Origin of the sequence: Xanthomonas sp. GW (assembly GCF_014236815.1) — a bacterium.
In the GTDB taxonomy this organism is placed as follows: Bacteria; Pseudomonadota; Gammaproteobacteria; order Xanthomonadales; family Xanthomonadaceae; genus Xanthomonas_A.
Window position 1 is genome coordinate 2,486,836 of the sequence record NZ_CP051189.1, and the last position, 17,411, is coordinate 2,504,246.

A 17,411-nucleotide genomic window follows, 5' to 3' on the forward strand; every position below is an offset into this window, starting at 1 on the left:
GTACCCTCATCTTGGTTTTGCCTCAGCACCATCGATGAGTCGTGCGACTTCGCCCAGGCCGCGACGGTAGACATCGGCAAGCTGGTCCAAGTGTGCGGCTTCATCCGCAAGTGAGCCAGGCTTGTGGATCAAGAGGTTCGCGAGCTGGGGCTTGCCCTTCAAGCGCTCGATAGCGTACTGGAACGACCTGACCTGCACTCCTGTCGCCTGGCGTGTGTCCAAAGGCTGCGCATGAAGATCGGGTACCGTGTACGTTGTCGGGTCGTTCCCGCTCCCCCATGCTGCTGTCAGCGCTGCGCGACGGATGAGGCATGGTAGGCAATAGCCACATTGCTCGATACCATGTCCTAGCCATCTAGCCTTGGCGGGTGACGCGCACGACAACGAATCTGTCGCCAGCTTTTTCAGGAGGTCTGAGTTGCGGCAGGATGTCGTCATCTCGCCCTTTGTCTTGTCCCAGTATGGGTTCCGGATCTCGCCGTCTATGCCGAGTGCAACGAGTAGCTCATTCCACCTCGCCATGTAATACGGATGCGTGGTGCGGGTGCTGTTTGATCCCAACCGCAGGGGGTCCAAAGGCACATTCAACGCGATCAGTCCATTCTCGGGGACTTGCAGGACGAAACGGCGCCCAAGTCCAGTACCCGCGAACACCCCGAGAGCGAAGAACAGGAACGACCTGCCGCGTGTGCTGTTCTCGCTGCCGACGCCTTCCACAAGACCATCCACGAAGGTCATGCCAACCCGCAAACGCTCGAAAGTTGACTTGACGTAGTGCTTCTTCAAACCTGCGAACAGCTTGCCTTGAGCATCGCTCGTCGCGCCCTCGCCGAAGTGGCTGACCAGTAGGGGCGTGGCGCCGTCCTCCAGTAGATCGATCGCCCCGATCAAGCTGTCCAATCCACCTGAGAACAGGCTGACGGAATCAAAGGGAGGAGCGATCAAACTCGGAGGCGCTGCTTGGGTGATCGTCGCGAATCGATCTGGACGTGCCCTGAACCCGATCGTCCAGCGATCGCCCGTCAGGAAATCCAGAGATTTCTTGATAGTCGGTGCCGCAGTGGTCCAGCGAGATGGATCGCTTACCGGCACAACCAGTCGTATCTCGCGCGTCCATGAGTCCTGCGATTGCTCGGTGCGAGAGATGCGTGTGTCCGCCGCATGGACATGGGCGGCCAAGACCAGCAGGTCAATGCCGATCTCCGAGGGAAACGCACCGATTTTCTTCAAGCTAGTTAGCGCGCCACCGATGCCATGATCCAAAGACTTCTCGCCGGCAACGAGTTGCAGGTAGGTCCTTTGTTCATCGGCGCCCGCCGTCACATCGAAGCTGTCGTCAGGACCGAAGCGGCCCGCCAGGAGTTGTCGCTTCATTGGTCCGCCTCCGCATCGCCCAGGGTTTGCAAGATTGCAAATGCCGACTCGTACAGCGCATCGACGAAACCCTGAATTCGCTCGGGCGTGAGATTCGACGTTTCCGCACGGGCCCGCGTCAGCGCGTCGCTCACCCCACCCCGGATGAAGTCGCGCAACTGCTGTTCGACGCGGTGCGCAGCTTGTGTGTCCGCTGGCATGGTCACGGCCTTCGTGCCAATGTCGTTGCAGATGCGGGCTTCTATCGCGTGTGTGGCGTACAGCTCGAAGACTGTCTGCATCTGATCTGGCGTGAAGGTGGTCAGATCGGTAAGCCCCTCACTTGCCAGTTCGACAATGGTTTCAATATACGCTTCGCGGGCGATGCCTTCATCGACGGTACCCGCGCCGGGGCAGACGTAGTCGGCTAGGCCGACGAAGATTTCCGTGAGCGGCCGTCCGGCCAACGACTCTAGGTCCAGCGCCCGTAGTGCCTCGCGCACACCCCTTGCTTGTGCATCGGCCAGAAAACCAAGCAGCCGTGCACCCGCTCCACGCGAGGCACCCATACGTTGGGCAGCCTGGCGCGCGCCGCCGGCCGATGTTGAGACATATCTTGACACTGCACGGCCCAGGTTGGCACGGTCGCTGCCGCCAGAACCGGCAAATCGCGTGAAGCTGTTTCGAGCACCGGAGAAACGCTGCGGGTCTGCCGTTTTGGGGATGGGGGGGCGGTTCGGCGGCACCGGAGGCGCGGTGCCGTCCGTCGGCGGCTGGCCATCCGGGACAGCGCCGTCGCCGGGAAGGGCTGCAGGGGCGCCCGCGCCATCGGCGTCACCCAACCATGACGGAACAAGCGGTGTTCCGCCGCCAGGGCCGCCGTAAGCCGTCGAGGTCCCCATCAACGTCCTCCCTTCAAATCCTTGAGCGCCGCTTCGGCGCTGGCCTTGAGGCCGGGGTTATTGGTGACCTTGCTCCAGTCTCCCAGCAGCTTCGTCAGGCGAGCAGAGCATTCGCTGTCCTTGATGACGCCTTGCCAGCCGCTGACAGCCCAAGGTCCACACTTGCCACTTGGCAGTGCCTCCAGGAAATCCACCAACCGGCTCTGGAGTCCCGGCTGCGCCTTCACAAGGACAGCGAGACCATCGATGCCTGCAGGCCTGGTATCAAAGGTGCCCGTGCTCATAATCTTGCTGCGCACTGCCTCGAACACCTTTTCGGCTTCGGGCTGCACGAGCTGCTTCAACTCGGCTTCGTAGCCTTGGACGGTCATCTTGCCGCCAAACAGTTTCTCGACCACGCCAGCTAGGTGGCCGAGCACCGACACCGGACCGAAGTAGTCCTTCTTGTCCTTTGTGACGAACAAGTAGGGGCGCAGATCGACTCCTGTTAGCTTCGGGGAGAGGTGTGCCCAGTCGCGGACCGTCTCCGACGATTTCCACTCGTTCAACACGGCGTTTTCGGAGGCGGGCACCGCTTCGGCGGCCTTTTTCCCCTTCGACTCGCTATCCTTGCCGTCAGCCTGGCTCTTCTCAAGCGTTTCGAGGTCCTCACACAGCCCTTGTGGGTGGACCGCTGCGACGAACGCGATTTGCTCGAACAACCTTGGGATGAATCGTTCTGCGAGCATGAGCTTTGCGAGCACAGGGAGCTTGATGTCGTCGCCAAAACCGCGTGCAGTCGCAGTGCGCTCGCGCAACAACAGCGTGTTGAGAAAGCGCTTGATTTGGCGAGGGTTGCCCTTCGCGCCGCTTGCCAGGATGGGGCCGATCTGGTCGCTAAGTGCCAGCGCATTGTTTGCCTTCTCGGCCTGCTGGCCGAGCGCTGTCTTAACCGTCGCGGCGTCCAGACCGCCGCTGGTCCACGGTCGCTTCAGCTTCTCTCGCGCTACAGATATCAGCTTCCCATAATTCTCGTCGTTCTCGCCGACTTCGGCGCCAGCGAGCAGCAACGTCACGTAGATACGCGTCTCGGTCTCACCCAGGGCCGGGATGCGGAACGGAACCTGTATGAGCTTTTCGAGGTAATTGCGGGCATAGTCTCGCGGCCCGGTACTGTCGGGCAGATCGGGAAAGTGCTTACGCACAGCGTATTCGATCATCGCCTCGTCCGCCGCGACGACGAAGGCCGTTCGCGCGGTGAACACGAACAGCCGAATGGCTTCAAGCGTTTCAATAGCGGTGTCGGGCAGGCATCGGTCAAGGTCGTCGATCAGGACAACAAGCTGTTTTATGCCTGCATCTTTCAGGAGCTGGTCGAATGCCTTGCGGAATGCCTCCACTTCCTCCGGCACGTTCTTGGACTCGCCCGGTTTCAGGACCGCCTTCGCCTCATCAATGGCTGTCGAAAGGTTTTCTTTCGTGAGGAGCTTGGCGGGGTCTGCCACTAGTGCTTCGAGTGAGCCGACGATGGCTCCGATTTGCCCGGGCGTCGGGATACCGGTGAATGCGGTCAGGGCTAGGCCCCCGGCCCGCTTGGCGACCTTCAGCCAGTCGATGCGACTGAAAACATCTTTGACGGCCGTTGCCGCCTTTTTTAGTGCTGGACGTTTTTCGACCAAGCCTGTGACGATCCCCTCGATCAGCGCGATTTTCGCGTCTTCGAAGCCTTGGAAGCGCCATCCATTGAACTTGAGGCACAGGACATCTTTCTGGTCGGCAAAGCCAGCGTCGATCATTTCGAGCACGCTGGACTTTCCCGCACCCCAGTCGCCATGCACGCCGATCGTCACCGGATGGTCGGGCTTCGCGCGAAGCAGTCCGATGATCGTGGTAGCGATGGCCTCATTATTTAGCAGATCAACTTTGGTTTCGTTATCGGTCAGGATCATTCGTCTCTTCCTTGCTTTTCTGGTAATTCCTATTCCACTCGTAAACTTCTCTTACGAAGTTTAGATATCAATGAAGTCATCCGGCCCGAGATAACTGAGGTCGAGCCGGCCAATGTCGTGAGCCACTTGGGCGAGGAGCAAACCGGCTCTCCTGGGATTCAAGGCATGCAGCAGCGTGCCCACCCGAGTACCGTCCACTGCAAGCACGCTGAACTGGCCATTCCAATGGTGAATTTGAACGGGAGTACTTGGCGGTAGTGGCACGCCAAGCCACTGCACACCTGCCCAGTACCGACGATCGGCCCAGACACGATTCGCTTGAGGGATGAAGCTCTGCGCGAACTCCATCCACATTTCCCTCGTTTCTGGGGTCGGCCAGTCAGATCTTTTGCGCCACGCCGCCAGTGCTTCCGAGTCGAGCCAACGCCGGAGTTCGTGGGCCGTCTGGAAAGTCGCTCCGGTGTCTGTCGCGACCTTGATGGCAGCGAGTCTGGAGTTGAAGCCGGCTTGAATGAGGATCGTGGCCGAACGGTTCAGAGTACCGGTTTCCACTGAGGCCACCGCCAAGCGGAGCTCGTACACGTCCAGTGGCAAATCGCCTACCGTGTCTCCATTCGCTTCCGCTCTGACACGTATTGCTTCCATCGCCCAAGGAAGACGATAAACCAATCCTCCCTCGATGAATTGGAGTGTGTCGGATTCCTGGCCTGCGGCGATGCCGGCAAGAGGCTCGCCGAGCAGCCATGCACGCAGGATGTCCCGCCAGTTTGCTGGCATGGGGTCGGGCGTGAAAGGATAGAACGTGAAGATGTGTTCCGCCAGCGCGGTAACGGCAGCGATCGCTGCCTCGGCGTCGCCTTGCAGGATGCCAACATTGGCTTCGACCAGAAGGCGATTGGCATCCGCGGCGATCGCATCGAGTGCATGACCCGTCGTCAGTCCGACCCCTGCAAGGAAATAGCCTCGACGGCGCGCTGCTGTCGATTGAGTCCAGATAAGCAGGCTTCGAGAAAGAAGCCCAGCCCTGAGAGCCTGCTGAGTTTGCTTGTTCTGGCGTAAGAGCCGGCGGTGCCACAAAGAGGACTGAAGTACATCATCGAGTGCCGCCTCAACGCCTTCGTCGGGGATGTCGTTGTTGCCGATCAAGCTGAGGATGGCGGTGTCAAGTGTTGCGATGTGCCGCTCCCAGTCGGCAAGGGCGCGCTGGCGGGCCTCGGGCGCTTCGTTTGCGATTTCCGGGAACGTCCAGGCGGCGGCATTGTTGACGACGTACTCGGTCAGTCGATTGTGGTCGCCGCCAATACGTGCGTGCATGCGCATCAGCAAAGCCGCGACTAGCCTCACCAGGCCGCTCTCCATTTCTCTTGCACCGAGATCGGTAATGAGCGCTTCCCAGTTGTATCGCTTTTTGGGGATCTCATCGAACATGGGGAAAAGCACAATGCCCTCAACATCGACATAGGCGCGCCCAGCTCGGCCGATGACGTTCTTGAACTCGGAAATTTCGATCCTCTCGCCGTTTCGGTGCAGAGAGTGCATGACGACGGCCGTGGCGGATAGATTGAGTCCCTGTGCAAGGGTTGGCGACGAAATCGTCACCTTGAGTACGTTGTCGCGCAGCAGGCGCTCGACCTCCTTTCGATAGGCGGTCGGGAGAGCTCCGTGATGAAGTGCGACGCCTATGCGCAGGCATTTGAGGATTGCGCTGTCTGGCCCGAGCCATTCCTCGCCAAGTGCGATCGCGGTGTTGAGAATCGCAGGATCGGCTTGGAGCAGCGAGCGCAGAGCGCCGCGCTCGTGAAGATCGACGATCACGTCGGCGAAGGGTTCGACGCTGCGCCGCTCCGGGCAGAAGATAAGTACGGTCTGGCCGTCCTCGATCAGCCGCCAGGCTGTTGCAAGGCAGAGTTCGCGCTGATCTTTGGGAAACAAGGTCGTACGACGGCGCTTCGGCGGAATCCAATTCGGAGGCGTCTCCCCTGTGAGGAAGCGTTGCACCCAGGGGCGTTCGTCGCCGACACGAAGGTTCAATCGGGCTGTGGGCGACGTCCACACCACTTCGCCGAACCGCAGGCGGGTCGGTCGCCAATCGTTTTTGATAAGTCCACCAGGATGGTCTCGTCTCAACCAGCCCGCGAAGTCGTCGAGTTGATCGCCATCTGGCAGGATCGCTGAGAGACAAACGATCCGCCGCTGATGCGCGTCCGGACGGCGAAGAAGCCGCTGGATCTGCACCTCGTAGCGAACCTCGCGCTCGTTGAGCCCGATCATGTGCCCTTCGTCGAAGACGAGAAGACCGACGTCATCGAGAAGGGCAGGATTGTTCCGTAGCGCAAAGTCGAGCTTCTCCGGGGTGGCAACCACGATGTCCCTCTCGCCGATCGCATCTTCATCGAAGCTGCTGACGCCGATGCTGCCGTAGAGCGCCGAGATGGTTTTGCCAAGAGGGCCAAACGTCCGTTGAAGGTTCGCTTCGGTTTGCGCAGACAGCGCTCTCAGCGGAGTGATGAAGACCACTCGCTTCTTGCCGGCGAGGCATCGCAGTATGCACAGTTCGGCGATACGGGTCTTGCCTGCGCTGGTCGGCAAAGAGACAACCAGATCATCTGACTGGTCAACAGCGCGGTTGGCGGCTTCTATCTGGGAAGGCCAGAGATCTACTTCGGCCTTTGGGCGGCTTTGCAACAGCGCGATGAACAACGCGCGAAGCGCGGGCCAGTCGGCCGCTTCGCCGCCTGAAGGCTGGAACGGGACCCTCTCATGAAAGGTGCTTGACCACAGGTCAGAAAGCAGATGAATCGCGATTCGATTCACCCACCATTGTGGAAGCATGTTCATTTCGCTGCAGACGGAGAGGTTCGTGCGAAGCCGCTCCAGCGCCTGGTCAAGCAACGCCCGCTCGCCTCGTTCGAGAGCCGCCAGGAATAGCGACATCCCTGCCATGAATGTATCCGTCAGAGCTTTGTCCAGCCCTTCGAACAGGATGTCTTCCCCGTCGCCGCCCATGTTAATCCACGCCCCGACCCTGTCGAGCCTAGTCCGCATCCGTGCGGCTATCTCGGTGTCACTGCCTTCGCCGGAAGCTCGGAAATCGAGAATACTAGTCCGCAGCGTGCGGAAGTCCCGCCTCATCAGCAAGGTCAGGAGCCGTTCTGTGGGGGCGAAATTCGCGTCTGCCGCGACGATCGCCAGCAAAGAGTAGGCGCGCGCGGAAAGGTGTGCTAGGTGGTAGCTCGCCGCCGCTATCACAAAGTGAAAATCGCGATCAGCCTCATCCGGATTACCTTTGGCAACCACCGCCTCAAGGGCCGTCGCGGCTTGCTCGAATGCGATCCGCGCCTGCGCATCCGAGCCGCCTAGCTCGCGCAGCCGAAGGCCAAGCCCGAGAAGGACGTAGCCATAAGAATGCAGGTCGTAGCTGAGCTGTGCTGCGAAGGCCGGAGCGTCGGGGGGAAGCACACCGCCGCGCCAGATGATTGCTCTCGCTTGGCCTCGCGCAATGAGACTTCCACGGAAGCCGGCAGTTGCTGCTTCCGAGATGTCTGCCGCAATTGCCTCAGGTGTTGTTGGCATCAGCGATCACTCGGTCATAGACCGCTCCGATGAAATATGCATGGTGTTGGACGCGCAGCCCAACACCCCACTGGTTGATCGCTCCTGGGTATGCTTGAAGAGCGGCAGTCAACAGAGCATCCGGCGGACTGCCTGAGAACGTGAAGAGAAGATGCCGGACATTTTGAGCCGGAATCCCATACTTGAGTAATGCATCGTCGATGGCGTCGGCAAGCGATAGATTGCCCAGTTCGAGCAATCGCGCGGAAATGAACGTAAGCGCATGTGCAGAAGGCAACCCACCGTCCTTGTCGAGAGCCATCCTCGCATCCTTAAGGACTTGAGCCGTCAAGGCTGCACGGCTCTTAGCTTCCGTCTTCAGAAAATGCAGCCGTTGAGTCTGAGCATCCTGGAGGATGCCGATTACGTCATCGCCGCGCATCGCCATGTTGCGGTGGTCTTTCCAGCGCAATCGCTTGATTGGCGCGCGATACGGGGTGTGCGAGTCGATCCATTCGGTCGCATAGATCTCCCCAAGGTCTCCGGATCGGATCGCTTTGGTGGTCGGCAACTTGCCTTGAATCAGCGCAGACGCCGCTGACTTGCCTAGGCGCGCAAGCGCGCGTGCGACCTGTTCTTCCGATGCATAGTGCGCCGGCACAATGGCCGCGGTAGCTTGGATGCCCGCCGTAAGGCGCTCCGGCTGTCCCGTCATAACTCTGATGAAGTGGTTGCCTACTGGCGTATCGACTGCTGAGCACCAATCGTTGAATTGCGCCATGGCCACCGTCCCTATAATTTTTTCTCGATGCCAGAGATCGGATGGACATAGATCAGCCCTCTGGTTTGAGCCGCCTTGACCTTCCGGTCGATTATTTCCCGAAGACTCAAATGGCCCTCTAGGACAAGGATCAGATCTTCTCCGTCAACGAAGAGAGTCTGGATCTCTTTGCCCATCACGAGACCGCGGATGACTCCAGGGCTGAGGTCATTCACAGATATAAACAGGCCGCGCCCGTACGGCTTCCCGGCGACCTTGCCAGCAAACTGATACACGGGTTCATTGCTCGCCGAACGTTCCTGCCACTTCGCTTCGATCAGATAGTGCTCTCCCTCGAACTTGACAGCCCCATCAATCTGTTCCCCGTGACCTGCCCCCAGTAGCCGTACCAACCAGTGGGAGAGAGGTCCAGGGTTTTGCAGGTTAACTGATCCTGCATCGATGGTGGATGGTTCGCGGTGCCTGGCTGCAAATGCGGCAGGTGGTATCCGGCCAATGCTCCCGTGGGGCCGCACTTCGTTGTAGTCCTGGCGCCACAGGGCGATGACCTCCCTGGCCTGGGCCAAGGTCTCGAAACAGTTCTCGTTGAGGCATTCGTCCCTGAACCGGCCATTGAAGCTCTCGATATAGGCGTTCTGGGTGGGCTTTCCCGGCTGGATCAGGATGTGCTTGATGCCCCGCGCCTGCAGCCAGGCCATGAAGGCCCGGCAGGTGAATTCCGGGCCGTTGTCGGTTCGCTGGCCCGCCACTTGTAGAACGTTGGCTCGCTGAAGCCGCCCTGCCGGCAGACCTTCTTGACCGCCAGGCCCGCTTCGGCCTGCTCCAGGGAACCGATGATCTGCTGCTGCCGTGAATCGATCTTCCTAATGTCCGTCATTCTCCGAGTTGACGGACCTCACTTCCATTCGGGTGGTACGGCTATCGGGGAGCACGTCACGCCTTCCCTCCGTGAGGATCGACATGTCAGGCCCCATGCTGATCCTTGCGGGGCTGCTGGTTGGGGTTGGCACGCGGATCGGCTCTGACTGTACCTCCGGCAACGGAATCATCGGCATCGCCCTTGGCTCGCGCCGCTCGCTGGCCGCGACCGCCACCTTTCTGATGGTCGGCGTAATCACGGCCACGCTGATCGGAGGCTGGCGATGAAGACGTCGGCCTACGTGCGCCCTGCGGTCGTGTCGTAGTCGGGGATGGTCTTCGGTTTCAGCCTTTCGCTGTCGGGCATGATAGGTCCGACCCGTGTGCTCCGCTTCCTAGATATCGGAGCGACCATTGGGATCCGAGTCTGATGTTCGTGCTGGTCGGTGCACTCCTCGTGGCAGCGCCCGGTGTGTGGGTTCAGCGCAGCATCGCACGGCCCGCCTTCGATGACCGCTTCCATCTTCCGCAGAAGGCAGTGATCGATCTGCCACTGATCGGCGGGCGGCGCTTTTCGGAGTCGGCTGGTGTCTGGCCGGCCGGTGCCAAGCGCTGGTCGAGGTGGACTTGTCTACGCTATCCTAGAGGCTGATTGACTATAGGTTTCCAATGCCGCCGCGTCCTAAGGCCCTCCATCCTCCGCGCCAGACAAAGCGCTTGTCGGATGACGGTAAAGGCGACGGTAATGCCCTATGTCGATCATCGGAAATCCATTTAGCCACGTGGACTTACGGGCTCTGTTGATGATCGAGTGGGAGTGACCTCGGGTTTTTTGCGGGGAAGGCCGGATCATTTTCGACGCGGCGCCAGCAGCGTCCGCAGTCGATCCGGCCGCCCGGCGATCCGCTGCAGACGCGGGTAGCGCAGCGTTCCGCGGTAATCGAGGATGCGCGTGACGGTGCGGCCGTCCTGCTCGAACGTCATGCCGATCGGCGTTTCTGCTGCATGGCGCACCGCTTCGATCAGCGCCTCGCGCGTAAACGGCACGCCGCCGACCGATACGATCTTCGTCCTCGGGCCGATCCCCGCACGGTAGGCCGGGCCATTCCATGCGATCGCACGGACCAGCCCGCTGTCGGCCACCGTCAATCCGATCGAATAGGAAATATCGGTCGCTTCGAGTTCCTTCTCATTCTGGCGGTACGTCGCAGTCGCGGTGTCGGTGTAGACCAGCCGCCATCCCTGTTGCGCGAGACCCTCGGACACGTCGAGTTCCTCGTGGCCATCGATCCAACGTCGCAGGAAGCCGGCCCAGTCATACGGCGCGACCGCGTTCAGCGCCTTGGCCACATCGTCGAAGACGTAGGTCCGGGTCGGCGCATCGGGCGAGGCGCCTGCGAAAAAGACTCTCGCAAAATCATCGATCCCGCGCCGTCCGCCGCTCTGCTTGCGCAATAGGGCATCGACGTCGAGCCACAACAGAACGCCTTCCAGATAATAGTCTCGGCGGCGTTGCCAGTCGCGCCACGGCACCGCCTTGCGCAGCATGAACGAAGGATAGTTGACGTCGTCCGACAGGGATCGCCAGGCACGGCCCGGCCGGTTGACGATTTCGGCCGCATCGAGCGCCAGCTTGTCGAGGGTCTCCTCGCGCGTGCGCAGCCCCGATCGCGCGGCAAGCACGCGGCCCCAGAACTCCGTCTGTCCTTCGTAAACCCAGAGCAGGCTGCCGCCCTGCGGCGCGTTCGGCGTCGGCGCCCACAGATCGGCGGGCGTCCGATACAGGCCGTTCCAGGCATGAACGAATTCGTGCGCGAGGATATCGCGGTTGTTTAGCTGCCCCTCCCAGTCGGAAAAATAGTTCGAAGGCAGGGAAATCTCGCTAGACTTTCGGTGCTCGGTTCCCCCCGCAGATCCGTCGTCCTCCATCCGGGCGAGGAAGGTGTAGCGCTCGAACGGCGCTGCGCCGAACACGGCGGCTGCCTGCTCCACCATGCGGTTAAGTGCCTCGATGCGCTCCGGCGCCACGACCAAATCGTCTGGCCGGCGCGCGATCAGGTCGACCGAAACCGGCGCCGGCCCCAGCGCGGACAACGGCAGCTGCCGAGTGTGGCGCGCAGCGTAGACCGGCGCGTCGAGCAGGGTTTCGAGCGAGACCGGCGCGAACCGCGATCTGCCGTCGCCGGTGTCGAGCACCGCGAGCGAGGTGATCGGGTGCAGTCCCGCCGGGAGGGTCACCGTCGGGGCAATGCTCAAGTTGCGCGCGTACCAGCCGGCCGGGTAGAGGATCAGCCGCTGCCAGGGCACGACCACCAGATCCGGCGAGAGCGCATCGTCGGCGCCCACAATCTGAAACCGCACCTCGATCGTCCGCGCGCCAACGGGCAGCTCCAAGTCGAAGGCGTGCGGATCGAGCTGGTTGCGGCGCCATGCCAGCGGCCGGCCGTCGGCCTCCACCTTCAGCCCGGCGAGATCGACCACCGACAGGCTCGGTCCATGGCTCGCCGCCTCCCAGCGCGGATAGAGCAGGGTCATGGCGCCCGTCTGCTGTACCGGGATGCGCTCACGAACGACGAACAGCTTGTGCGCGACATCGGCCTGTTCGACCTCGAGTTCGATCGTGCCGGAAAAGAGGTGGTCGACTGGCTGCGCAATCGATGGACTCTCCAGCGTCTGCACCGGGAGCGTCGCCGTTTCCCCGGCGGCCGTGGAAACGCCGGCAAGACACGTGGTTGCCGCGACGATCAGCCCCCAAGCGCGTCGCCAAGCGAACGCTGCTGCACTCATGTCATAACTCCTTCGATGATGTACGCCGGCTCGGGTAGGGAAGCCAAGTGCGGTTTCGAATCCGCCGATCTCGCGCTCGCAGCGCCCGACCTTCCTGGAGCGCGTCCGAGATCAGCGGCTCCAGCCGCAGCGAATTTGCGGCGAACGTTACCGGCAATGCCTTCGGCTTGGGTCGCTGCGGATCGGGACATGCAAACCCCCACGGCCAAGACGTCGAATACCGTGCGGTAGCGCGTGCGGGTTTTCGGATCTTCGTCGATCACGGACGAAGATCGCGCGGACCATCCGCAAGCCGACCGGACCCACGAGGGATCCGAGCGCCGATCCGATCAGCGCGCTGGCGTGTCGACACCGTCGCTCGACCGATTCGTCAGGAGGGTGCCGGCGATCATGTCGAAGAGATGGTCGGCCCGCGGCGCGAATCCGGGTTGGCCGACCAGCCAGGCGAGCGCCGACATGAGCGCGAACAGGTCGGTCCCGTCCATGTCGGCACGCGCCGTTCCCTCGGCCTGAGCGCGTAGCAACAGGCGCGCGCCTGCCGCGTGCACCGCCGCGCATGTCGCGTAGAGCGCAGACTCCGGATCCGCGTGGGCGCTCGGCTTTCAGGATCGCCATGCAGTTCCGTCGCTCTCTGCGCCAGCGTGACGGCCGGCTGCGCGGTCGGCCCTGACTGCCGCCGACCCGAGGCGCCGCTGCCCAGCCATTACATAGGACAAGCGCAGCCTGGACGGGGCAGTGGCCTGTCGGCCGTCGACCTGGCGGCATGGTGGCAGCGCTTCGACGATCCGCTGCTGACGCGCCTGGTGGCGTCGGCGCTCGAGCAGAACCTGGACCTGGCGCAGGCGGCCGCGCGCGTCGCCCAGGCACGCGCCGCGCTTGGCGCGGCCAACGCGGCCCTGCTCCCGTCGGCAGCCGTCAGCGGTTCGGCGGCGCGCGCGCGCCAGTCGCTGGAAACCCCGTTGGGGCAGGTGCTCGATGCCGCGCCCGGATACGACAGATTGGGAAGCGCCTACGAGTTGGACCTGGAGGGCAGGCTGGGAGGCGGACGTGTTCGGCGGCCTGCGGCGCGGCCATGAGGCGGCATTGGCCGACTATCAAGCTTCGCAAGCCGGTGCCGGGGCAGTGCGGCTGGCGGTAGCCGCGCAGACCGCCGACATCTACATCACCATCCGCGGCCTGCAGACGCGCCTCGACATCGCCCGGCGCCAGGTCAGGACCCAGCAGGACCTGCTGGCGAAAGTCGGCCTGCTCTACAAAAAGGGACTGGCCGCCGAGTACGAAGTGCGGCAGACCGAAGGCGCGCTGTCGCAAGTGCAGGCGACGGTTCCCGGCCTGCAGACGGGCCTGGATGTGGCGATGAACGCCTTGGATGTGATGCTGGGTGTCCCGCCTGGGACGCATCGCGCCGAACTGGAAGCCGCCGCGCCAATTCCGGCGACGCCAGCAATCGCCGGGATGGGGTCCCCGGCCGACCTGCTGCAACGTTGCCCCGACCTCGTCGTCGCAGAACTCCGGCTCGCGGCGGCCAATGCCCGCATCGGTGAGGCGGTCGCGGAGTATTACCCGAAGTTCTCGTTGAGCGGCTTGCTGGGAAGCGCCACCGCGGTATCCAGCGGCAACCTGTTCACCAGCGGCGCGAGCCAAACGGCAGGTGTGTTGGGACTGCGCTGGCGGCTTTTCGATTTCGGCCGCATCAATGCGCAGATCGACCTGGCCAAGGGACAGGATGCCGAGGCCTTGGCCGCCTATCGCCAAGCGGTTCTGCGCGCGACCGAGGATGTCGAGAACGCCTTTTCGGCATTGGTCAACCGTCGGGACCAGACCACGATATTGAAGCAAGGCGAGGCATCGCTGACCCGTGCCAGGGGATTGGCGTTTACCGCGTACCAGCGCGGGACCGCGAGCCTGATCGACGTGCTGCATGTCGACGCATCGCTGTTGAACGCGGCCGACGCGAGAGCGCAGGCGCAGACCGAATCGGCGCGAGCCGCCGTCGCCGCGTTCCGCGCGCTCGGTGGCGGCTGGCAACCGATGTCTTCCGACGCGGTAGCGGCTCGTGGACCGTGAGGCACGAATGGCTGCTTGACGGTCATGCCATCAAGGCCGATCGCAGGCATGCTGCCGCCGCGGGCCGATGCGATGCCATGGGCCGGGACCGCATGGATGCAGTTGCAACCTTCGGTTGATCACGCGAGCGCATCGCGTACACTTTTTTCGGAAAGCGAACGCCATGCGCCCACGATGGGCGACGAGGGAGTGGCACATGCGGATAGAGCGACACAGGTTTCTGGCGGCGGCGTTTCTGGCCTTCGGGCTTGCGGTATCCATTCCGGCATCGTTCGCTGCCGGTACGAAGCAGGCTGCAGGCGCGACGGAAACCGGCCTGGATGCGCGCGGACATCTGCGCGCTGTCGCGACCGGACGCGGCGAGTCGTTCACGTATACGCGGCTGCAGCAAGGGGTCCAGGTCCGCATCGGCCAGATCGCCAAGAACGTGATCTTCTACGGGCCGCAGACCGTTCGCGTGAATGCGAACCTGGGAGAGAATTACTGGACCGCTCCCAGCCTGGCGGTGATCGGCAAGCCGCACCCCATTCCCTTCGCCACCAGCGAGACTGCGGACACGCTGACGCTCAAGAGCGCCGCGCTGCGCGTTGAAATCAGCAAGAAGACCGGCGCGGTGCGTTTCCTCGACGCTGCGGGCAAGCTCTATACCGAAGAAAACAGCGACGCGCCGCAGACCTTGAACAAGGTCGTGGTGTCGGGCGCGCCGACGTTCGAGGCGGCCAACCGCTTCACCTTGCGCCCGGACGAGGCGATCTACGGCCTGGGTTTCCTCGGCGAGCAGAGCAGCAATCGGCGCGGCAAGGAACTGCTGCTGGTGCAGACCAACGTGGGCATCGTCATCCCCGTGCTGATGTCCTCGCGCCGCTACGGGATCCTGTGGGACACCTACTCGCAGATGCGCTTCAAGGACGATGCGGACGGCGCATCGATGTGGGCCGAAAGCGCGCCCGGCGGCGTCGATTACTACTTCATGGGCGGCGACACCCCGGATGCGGTGGTCGCGGCCTACCGGGCGCTGACCGGCCAGGCGCCGATGTATCCCAAGCAGGCGTTCGGCCTGTTCATGAGCAAGGAGCGCTACAAGACCCAGGAGCAGCTGCTCGACGTCGCCCGCAGCTTCCGCAACGACGGATTCCCGCTCGACTACATCGTGCAGGACTGGCAGTACTGGGGATCGGACAAGGACGGCAGCTGGAGCGGCATGACCTGGGATCCGGTCCGCTATCCGGATCCTGCCGGCATGGCGCGCCAGGTGCACGACATGCACCTGAAGCTGATGGTGTCGATCTGGCCCTCGGTCGGCGACGATACCGCGCTGGCCCACGAACTGGACCAGCACCAGTTGCGTTTCGCGCCGCTGCACTGGATCTCCAAGCACGCGCGCGTCTACGACGCCTACAGTCCGCTGGGACGGCAGATCTACTTCAAGCACATCAAGTCGGGCCTGCTCGACAAGGGCGTCGATGCGCTGTGGATGGATGGGACCGAGATCGAAGTCAGCAGCGCCATGTGGAACGCGCAGGACAATATCCGCGACACCAAGGCGCTGGGCTCCAACGCCCTGGGCGACTTCACCCGTTACCTCAATCCCTATTCGCTGCTCACCACGCAGGGCACCTACGACGGCCAGCGCGCCACCAGCGACAAGCGCGTGTTCACGCTGACCCGCTCGGCGTGGGCGGGCGCGCAGCGCACCGCGGCGGCGTCCTGGAGCGGCGACATCTACGCCAGTTGGAAGACGCTGCAGCAGCAGGTCGCCGAAGGCGTCAATGTGACCGTGACCGGCAATCCCTACTGGACGCAGGACACGGGCGGCTTCTTCGTCGCCGATTTCCCCGGCGGCGAAGGCAACCCGGCCTGGCGCGAACTCTATGCGCGCTGGCTGCAGTTCTCGGCGTTCAATCCGCTCATGCGGATCCACGGCACCAACGTCGAGCGCGAGCCGTACCGGTTCAAGTCGACGGACCCGGCGGTCTATGCCTCGCTGCTCAAGAGCACGCAGCTGCGCTATCGCATGCTGCCCTATATCTACAGCCTCAGCTGGAAGGTGACCGCGGACGGCTACACGCTGATGCGGCCGCTGATGATGGATTTCCCCGACGATCGCGCCACCGACGCCATCGACGATACCTTCATGTTCGGCAACGCCTTCCTGGTCCATCCGGTGACGCGGGCGATGTACCACGTCGAACCGCCGCCGGCGACGACCATCCCGGGCGAGGTGCTGCGCACGCCGGACGGGAAGCCGGGCCTGGCTGGCCAGTATTTCGAAGGCGAGAATTTCCAGACGCCCAAGAGCAGCTTCGTCGATCCGAAGGTGGACCACACCTGGCCCGATCCGCCGCTGGCCGAGGTGCCGGCCGGCCTTTCCGGCCTGAAGCACTTCTCCGCACGTTGGCAGGGCACGCTGACCGCGCCTGAAGAAGGGGAATACGAGATCGGGGTCGAAGGCGACGACGGTTTCCGGCTGATGCTCGACGGCAAGACCGTGGTGCAGGATTGGGACGCCGGCGCCGCGCGCTACAAGGCAACGACGGTCGCGCTGCGCAAGGGCCAGGTGGTCAAGCTCGGGCTCGAGTATTACCAGGGCGATGCCGAGCGCACGCTGCGCCTGGCGTGGAGAACGCCGAGCGAGCGGCAGGCGCTGAACGCGCCGCGCGCCGCCCTCGACGACAACGTCGACACCTATCTGCCCAAGGGCGCGGACTGGTACGACTTCTGGACCAACCAACGCTTCGATGGCGGCCGCCACGTCTCACGGCGCACGCCGCTGGATCTGTTGCCGCTCTACGTGCGGGCCGGATCGATCGTGCCGATGGGGCCGCAGGTGCAATACGCCACGCAAGCGCCGGGGGCGCCGTACGAGGTACGGATCTATCCGGGCGCGAACGCACGCTTCACCCTGTACGAGGACGACAACGAGACCTATGCCTATGAAAAGGGCGCCCATGCCACCTACGATCTGGTCTGGAACGATGCGGCCAGAACGCTGAGCATCGGCGCGCGGCGAGGCGGCTTTCCCGGCATGACCGCGCAGCGCGAACTCGACGTTGTGCTGGTGGACCGCGCCGCCAAAGGCGGCATGGAGCCGGCAGCGGCCACCAAGCGCATTTCCTACACCGGCGACCCCATCACCGTCCGGTTCTGACATCTCCCTGCGTCGTTGCCCGGAGGAGTCCGCCG

General features: G+C 62.9%; 12 protein-coding genes and 2 pseudogenes. 4 read left to right on the forward strand and 10 right to left on the reverse strand.

What is annotated here, in order from left to right:
- Positions 1-6 precede the first annotated feature (6 nt).
- The 8 genes and pseudogenes from qatC to HEP73_RS22840 form a co-directional block, all read right to left on the reverse strand.
- Positions 7-1,374: a Qat anti-phage system QueC-like protein QatC gene (gene qatC, locus HEP73_RS10480; protein ID WP_185823107.1), complete on the reverse strand. Its 1,368-nt coding sequence runs from the start codon at positions 1,372-1,374 to the stop codon at positions 7-9.
- Positions 1,371-2,255 carry a Qat anti-phage system associated protein QatB gene (gene qatB / locus HEP73_RS10485; RefSeq protein ID WP_185823108.1) on the reverse strand — a complete coding sequence of 295 codons (885 nt, stop codon included), beginning with the start codon at positions 2,253-2,255 and terminating at the stop codon, positions 1,371-1,373. Before qatB ends, qatC begins: the two co-directional genes overlap by 4 nt.
- Positions 2,255-4,183, reverse strand: a complete 1,929-nt coding sequence (gene qatA / locus HEP73_RS10490; protein ID WP_185823109.1) for a Qat anti-phage system ATPase QatA — start codon at positions 4,181-4,183, stop codon at positions 2,255-2,257. Before qatA ends, qatB begins: the two co-directional genes overlap by 1 nt.
- A 60-nt stretch (positions 4,184-4,243) precedes the next feature.
- Positions 4,244-7,756, reverse strand: a complete 3,513-nt coding sequence (locus tag HEP73_RS10495) for a DEAD/DEAH box helicase (protein ID WP_185823110.1) — start codon at positions 7,754-7,756, stop codon at positions 4,244-4,246.
- Positions 7,740-8,516, reverse strand: coding sequence for a Hachiman antiphage defense system protein HamA (locus HEP73_RS10500; protein ID WP_185823111.1), 777 nt, complete (start codon positions 8,514-8,516; stop codon positions 7,740-7,742). The genes HEP73_RS10495 and HEP73_RS10500 overlap by 17 nt, the downstream gene beginning before the upstream one ends.
- A gap of 11 nt (positions 8,517-8,527) precedes the next feature.
- Positions 8,528-8,908: a restriction endonuclease gene (locus HEP73_RS22605; protein ID WP_255423787.1), complete on the reverse strand. Its 381-nt coding sequence runs from the start codon at positions 8,906-8,908 to the stop codon at positions 8,528-8,530.
- 63 nt (positions 8,909-8,971) lie between these two features.
- A pseudogene (locus HEP73_RS22610) lies at positions 8,972-9,253 on the reverse strand (integrase core domain-containing protein); the annotation flags it as partial.
- Complete coding sequence (locus tag HEP73_RS22840) at positions 9,175-9,393, reverse strand: transposase (RefSeq protein ID WP_185823112.1); 219 nt, start codon at positions 9,391-9,393, stop codon at positions 9,175-9,177. The gene HEP73_RS22840 and the pseudogene HEP73_RS22610, both read right to left, overlap by 79 nt.
- Positions 9,394-9,488: 95 nt before the next feature.
- Between HEP73_RS22840 and HEP73_RS10515 the strand changes: the two genes are divergently transcribed.
- Positions 9,489-9,662 carry a YeeE/YedE family protein gene (locus HEP73_RS10515; RefSeq protein ID WP_185823113.1) on the forward strand — a complete coding sequence of 58 codons (174 nt, stop codon included), beginning with the start codon at positions 9,489-9,491 and terminating at the stop codon, positions 9,660-9,662.
- A 142-nt stretch (positions 9,663-9,804) separates the two neighbouring features.
- Positions 9,805-10,026, forward strand: a complete 222-nt coding sequence (locus HEP73_RS22435) for a hypothetical protein (RefSeq protein ID WP_221899397.1) — start codon at positions 9,805-9,807, stop codon at positions 10,024-10,026.
- A 197-nt stretch (positions 10,027-10,223) separates the two neighbouring features.
- Here HEP73_RS22435 and HEP73_RS10525 read toward each other — a convergent pair whose 3' ends face one another.
- Both HEP73_RS10525 and HEP73_RS22440 read right to left on the reverse strand, forming a co-directional pair.
- Complete coding sequence (locus HEP73_RS10525; RefSeq protein ID WP_185823114.1) at positions 10,224-12,161, reverse strand: M61 family metallopeptidase; 1,938 nt, start codon at positions 12,159-12,161, stop codon at positions 10,224-10,226.
- Between the two features lie 329 nt (positions 12,162-12,490).
- Complete coding sequence (locus HEP73_RS22440) at positions 12,491-12,709, reverse strand: SbtR family transcriptional regulator (protein ID WP_345776848.1); 219 nt, start codon at positions 12,707-12,709, stop codon at positions 12,491-12,493.
- A gap of 39 nt (positions 12,710-12,748) precedes the next feature.
- On the opposite strand from HEP73_RS22440, the pseudogene HEP73_RS10535 reads away from it, so the two are divergent.
- Positions 12,749-14,228, forward strand: a pseudogene (locus HEP73_RS10535) (efflux transporter outer membrane subunit).
- A 457-nt stretch (positions 14,229-14,685) separates the two neighbouring features.
- Positions 14,686-17,376, forward strand: coding sequence for a glycoside hydrolase family 31 protein (locus HEP73_RS10540; protein WP_345776849.1), 2,691 nt, complete (start codon positions 14,686-14,688; stop codon positions 17,374-17,376).
- Positions 17,377-17,411: the final 35 nt, after the last annotated feature.

Excerpts from the sequence above, each read along its gene's own strand:
- qatA (WP_185823109.1), bottom strand. The coding sequence starts at position 4,183 with ATGATCCTGACCGATAACGAAACCAAAGTTGATCTGCTAAATAATGAG.
- HEP73_RS10500 (WP_185823111.1), bottom strand. The coding sequence starts at position 8,516 with ATGGCGCAATTCAACGATTGGTGCTCAGCAGTCGATACGCCAGTAGGC.
- HEP73_RS10515 (WP_185823113.1), top strand. The coding sequence starts at position 9,489 with ATGCTGATCCTTGCGGGGCTGCTGGTTGGGGTTGGCACGCGGATCGGC.
- qatC (WP_185823107.1), bottom strand. The coding sequence starts at position 1,374 with ATGAAGCGACAACTCCTGGCGGGCCGCTTCGGTCCTGACGACAGCTTC.
- HEP73_RS22435 (WP_221899397.1), top strand. The coding sequence starts at position 9,805 with ATGTTCGTGCTGGTCGGTGCACTCCTCGTGGCAGCGCCCGGTGTGTGG.
- HEP73_RS22840 (WP_185823112.1), bottom strand. The coding sequence starts at position 9,393 with ATGACGGACATTAGGAAGATCGATTCACGGCAGCAGCAGATCATCGGT.
- HEP73_RS10495 (WP_185823110.1), bottom strand. The coding sequence starts at position 7,756 with ATGCCAACAACACCTGAGGCAATTGCGGCAGACATCTCGGAAGCAGCA.
- HEP73_RS10525 (WP_185823114.1), bottom strand. The coding sequence starts at position 12,161 with ATGAGTGCAGCAGCGTTCGCTTGGCGACGCGCTTGGGGGCTGATCGTC.
- qatB (WP_185823108.1), bottom strand. The coding sequence starts at position 2,255 with ATGGGGACCTCGACGGCTTACGGCGGCCCTGGCGGCGGAACACCGCTT.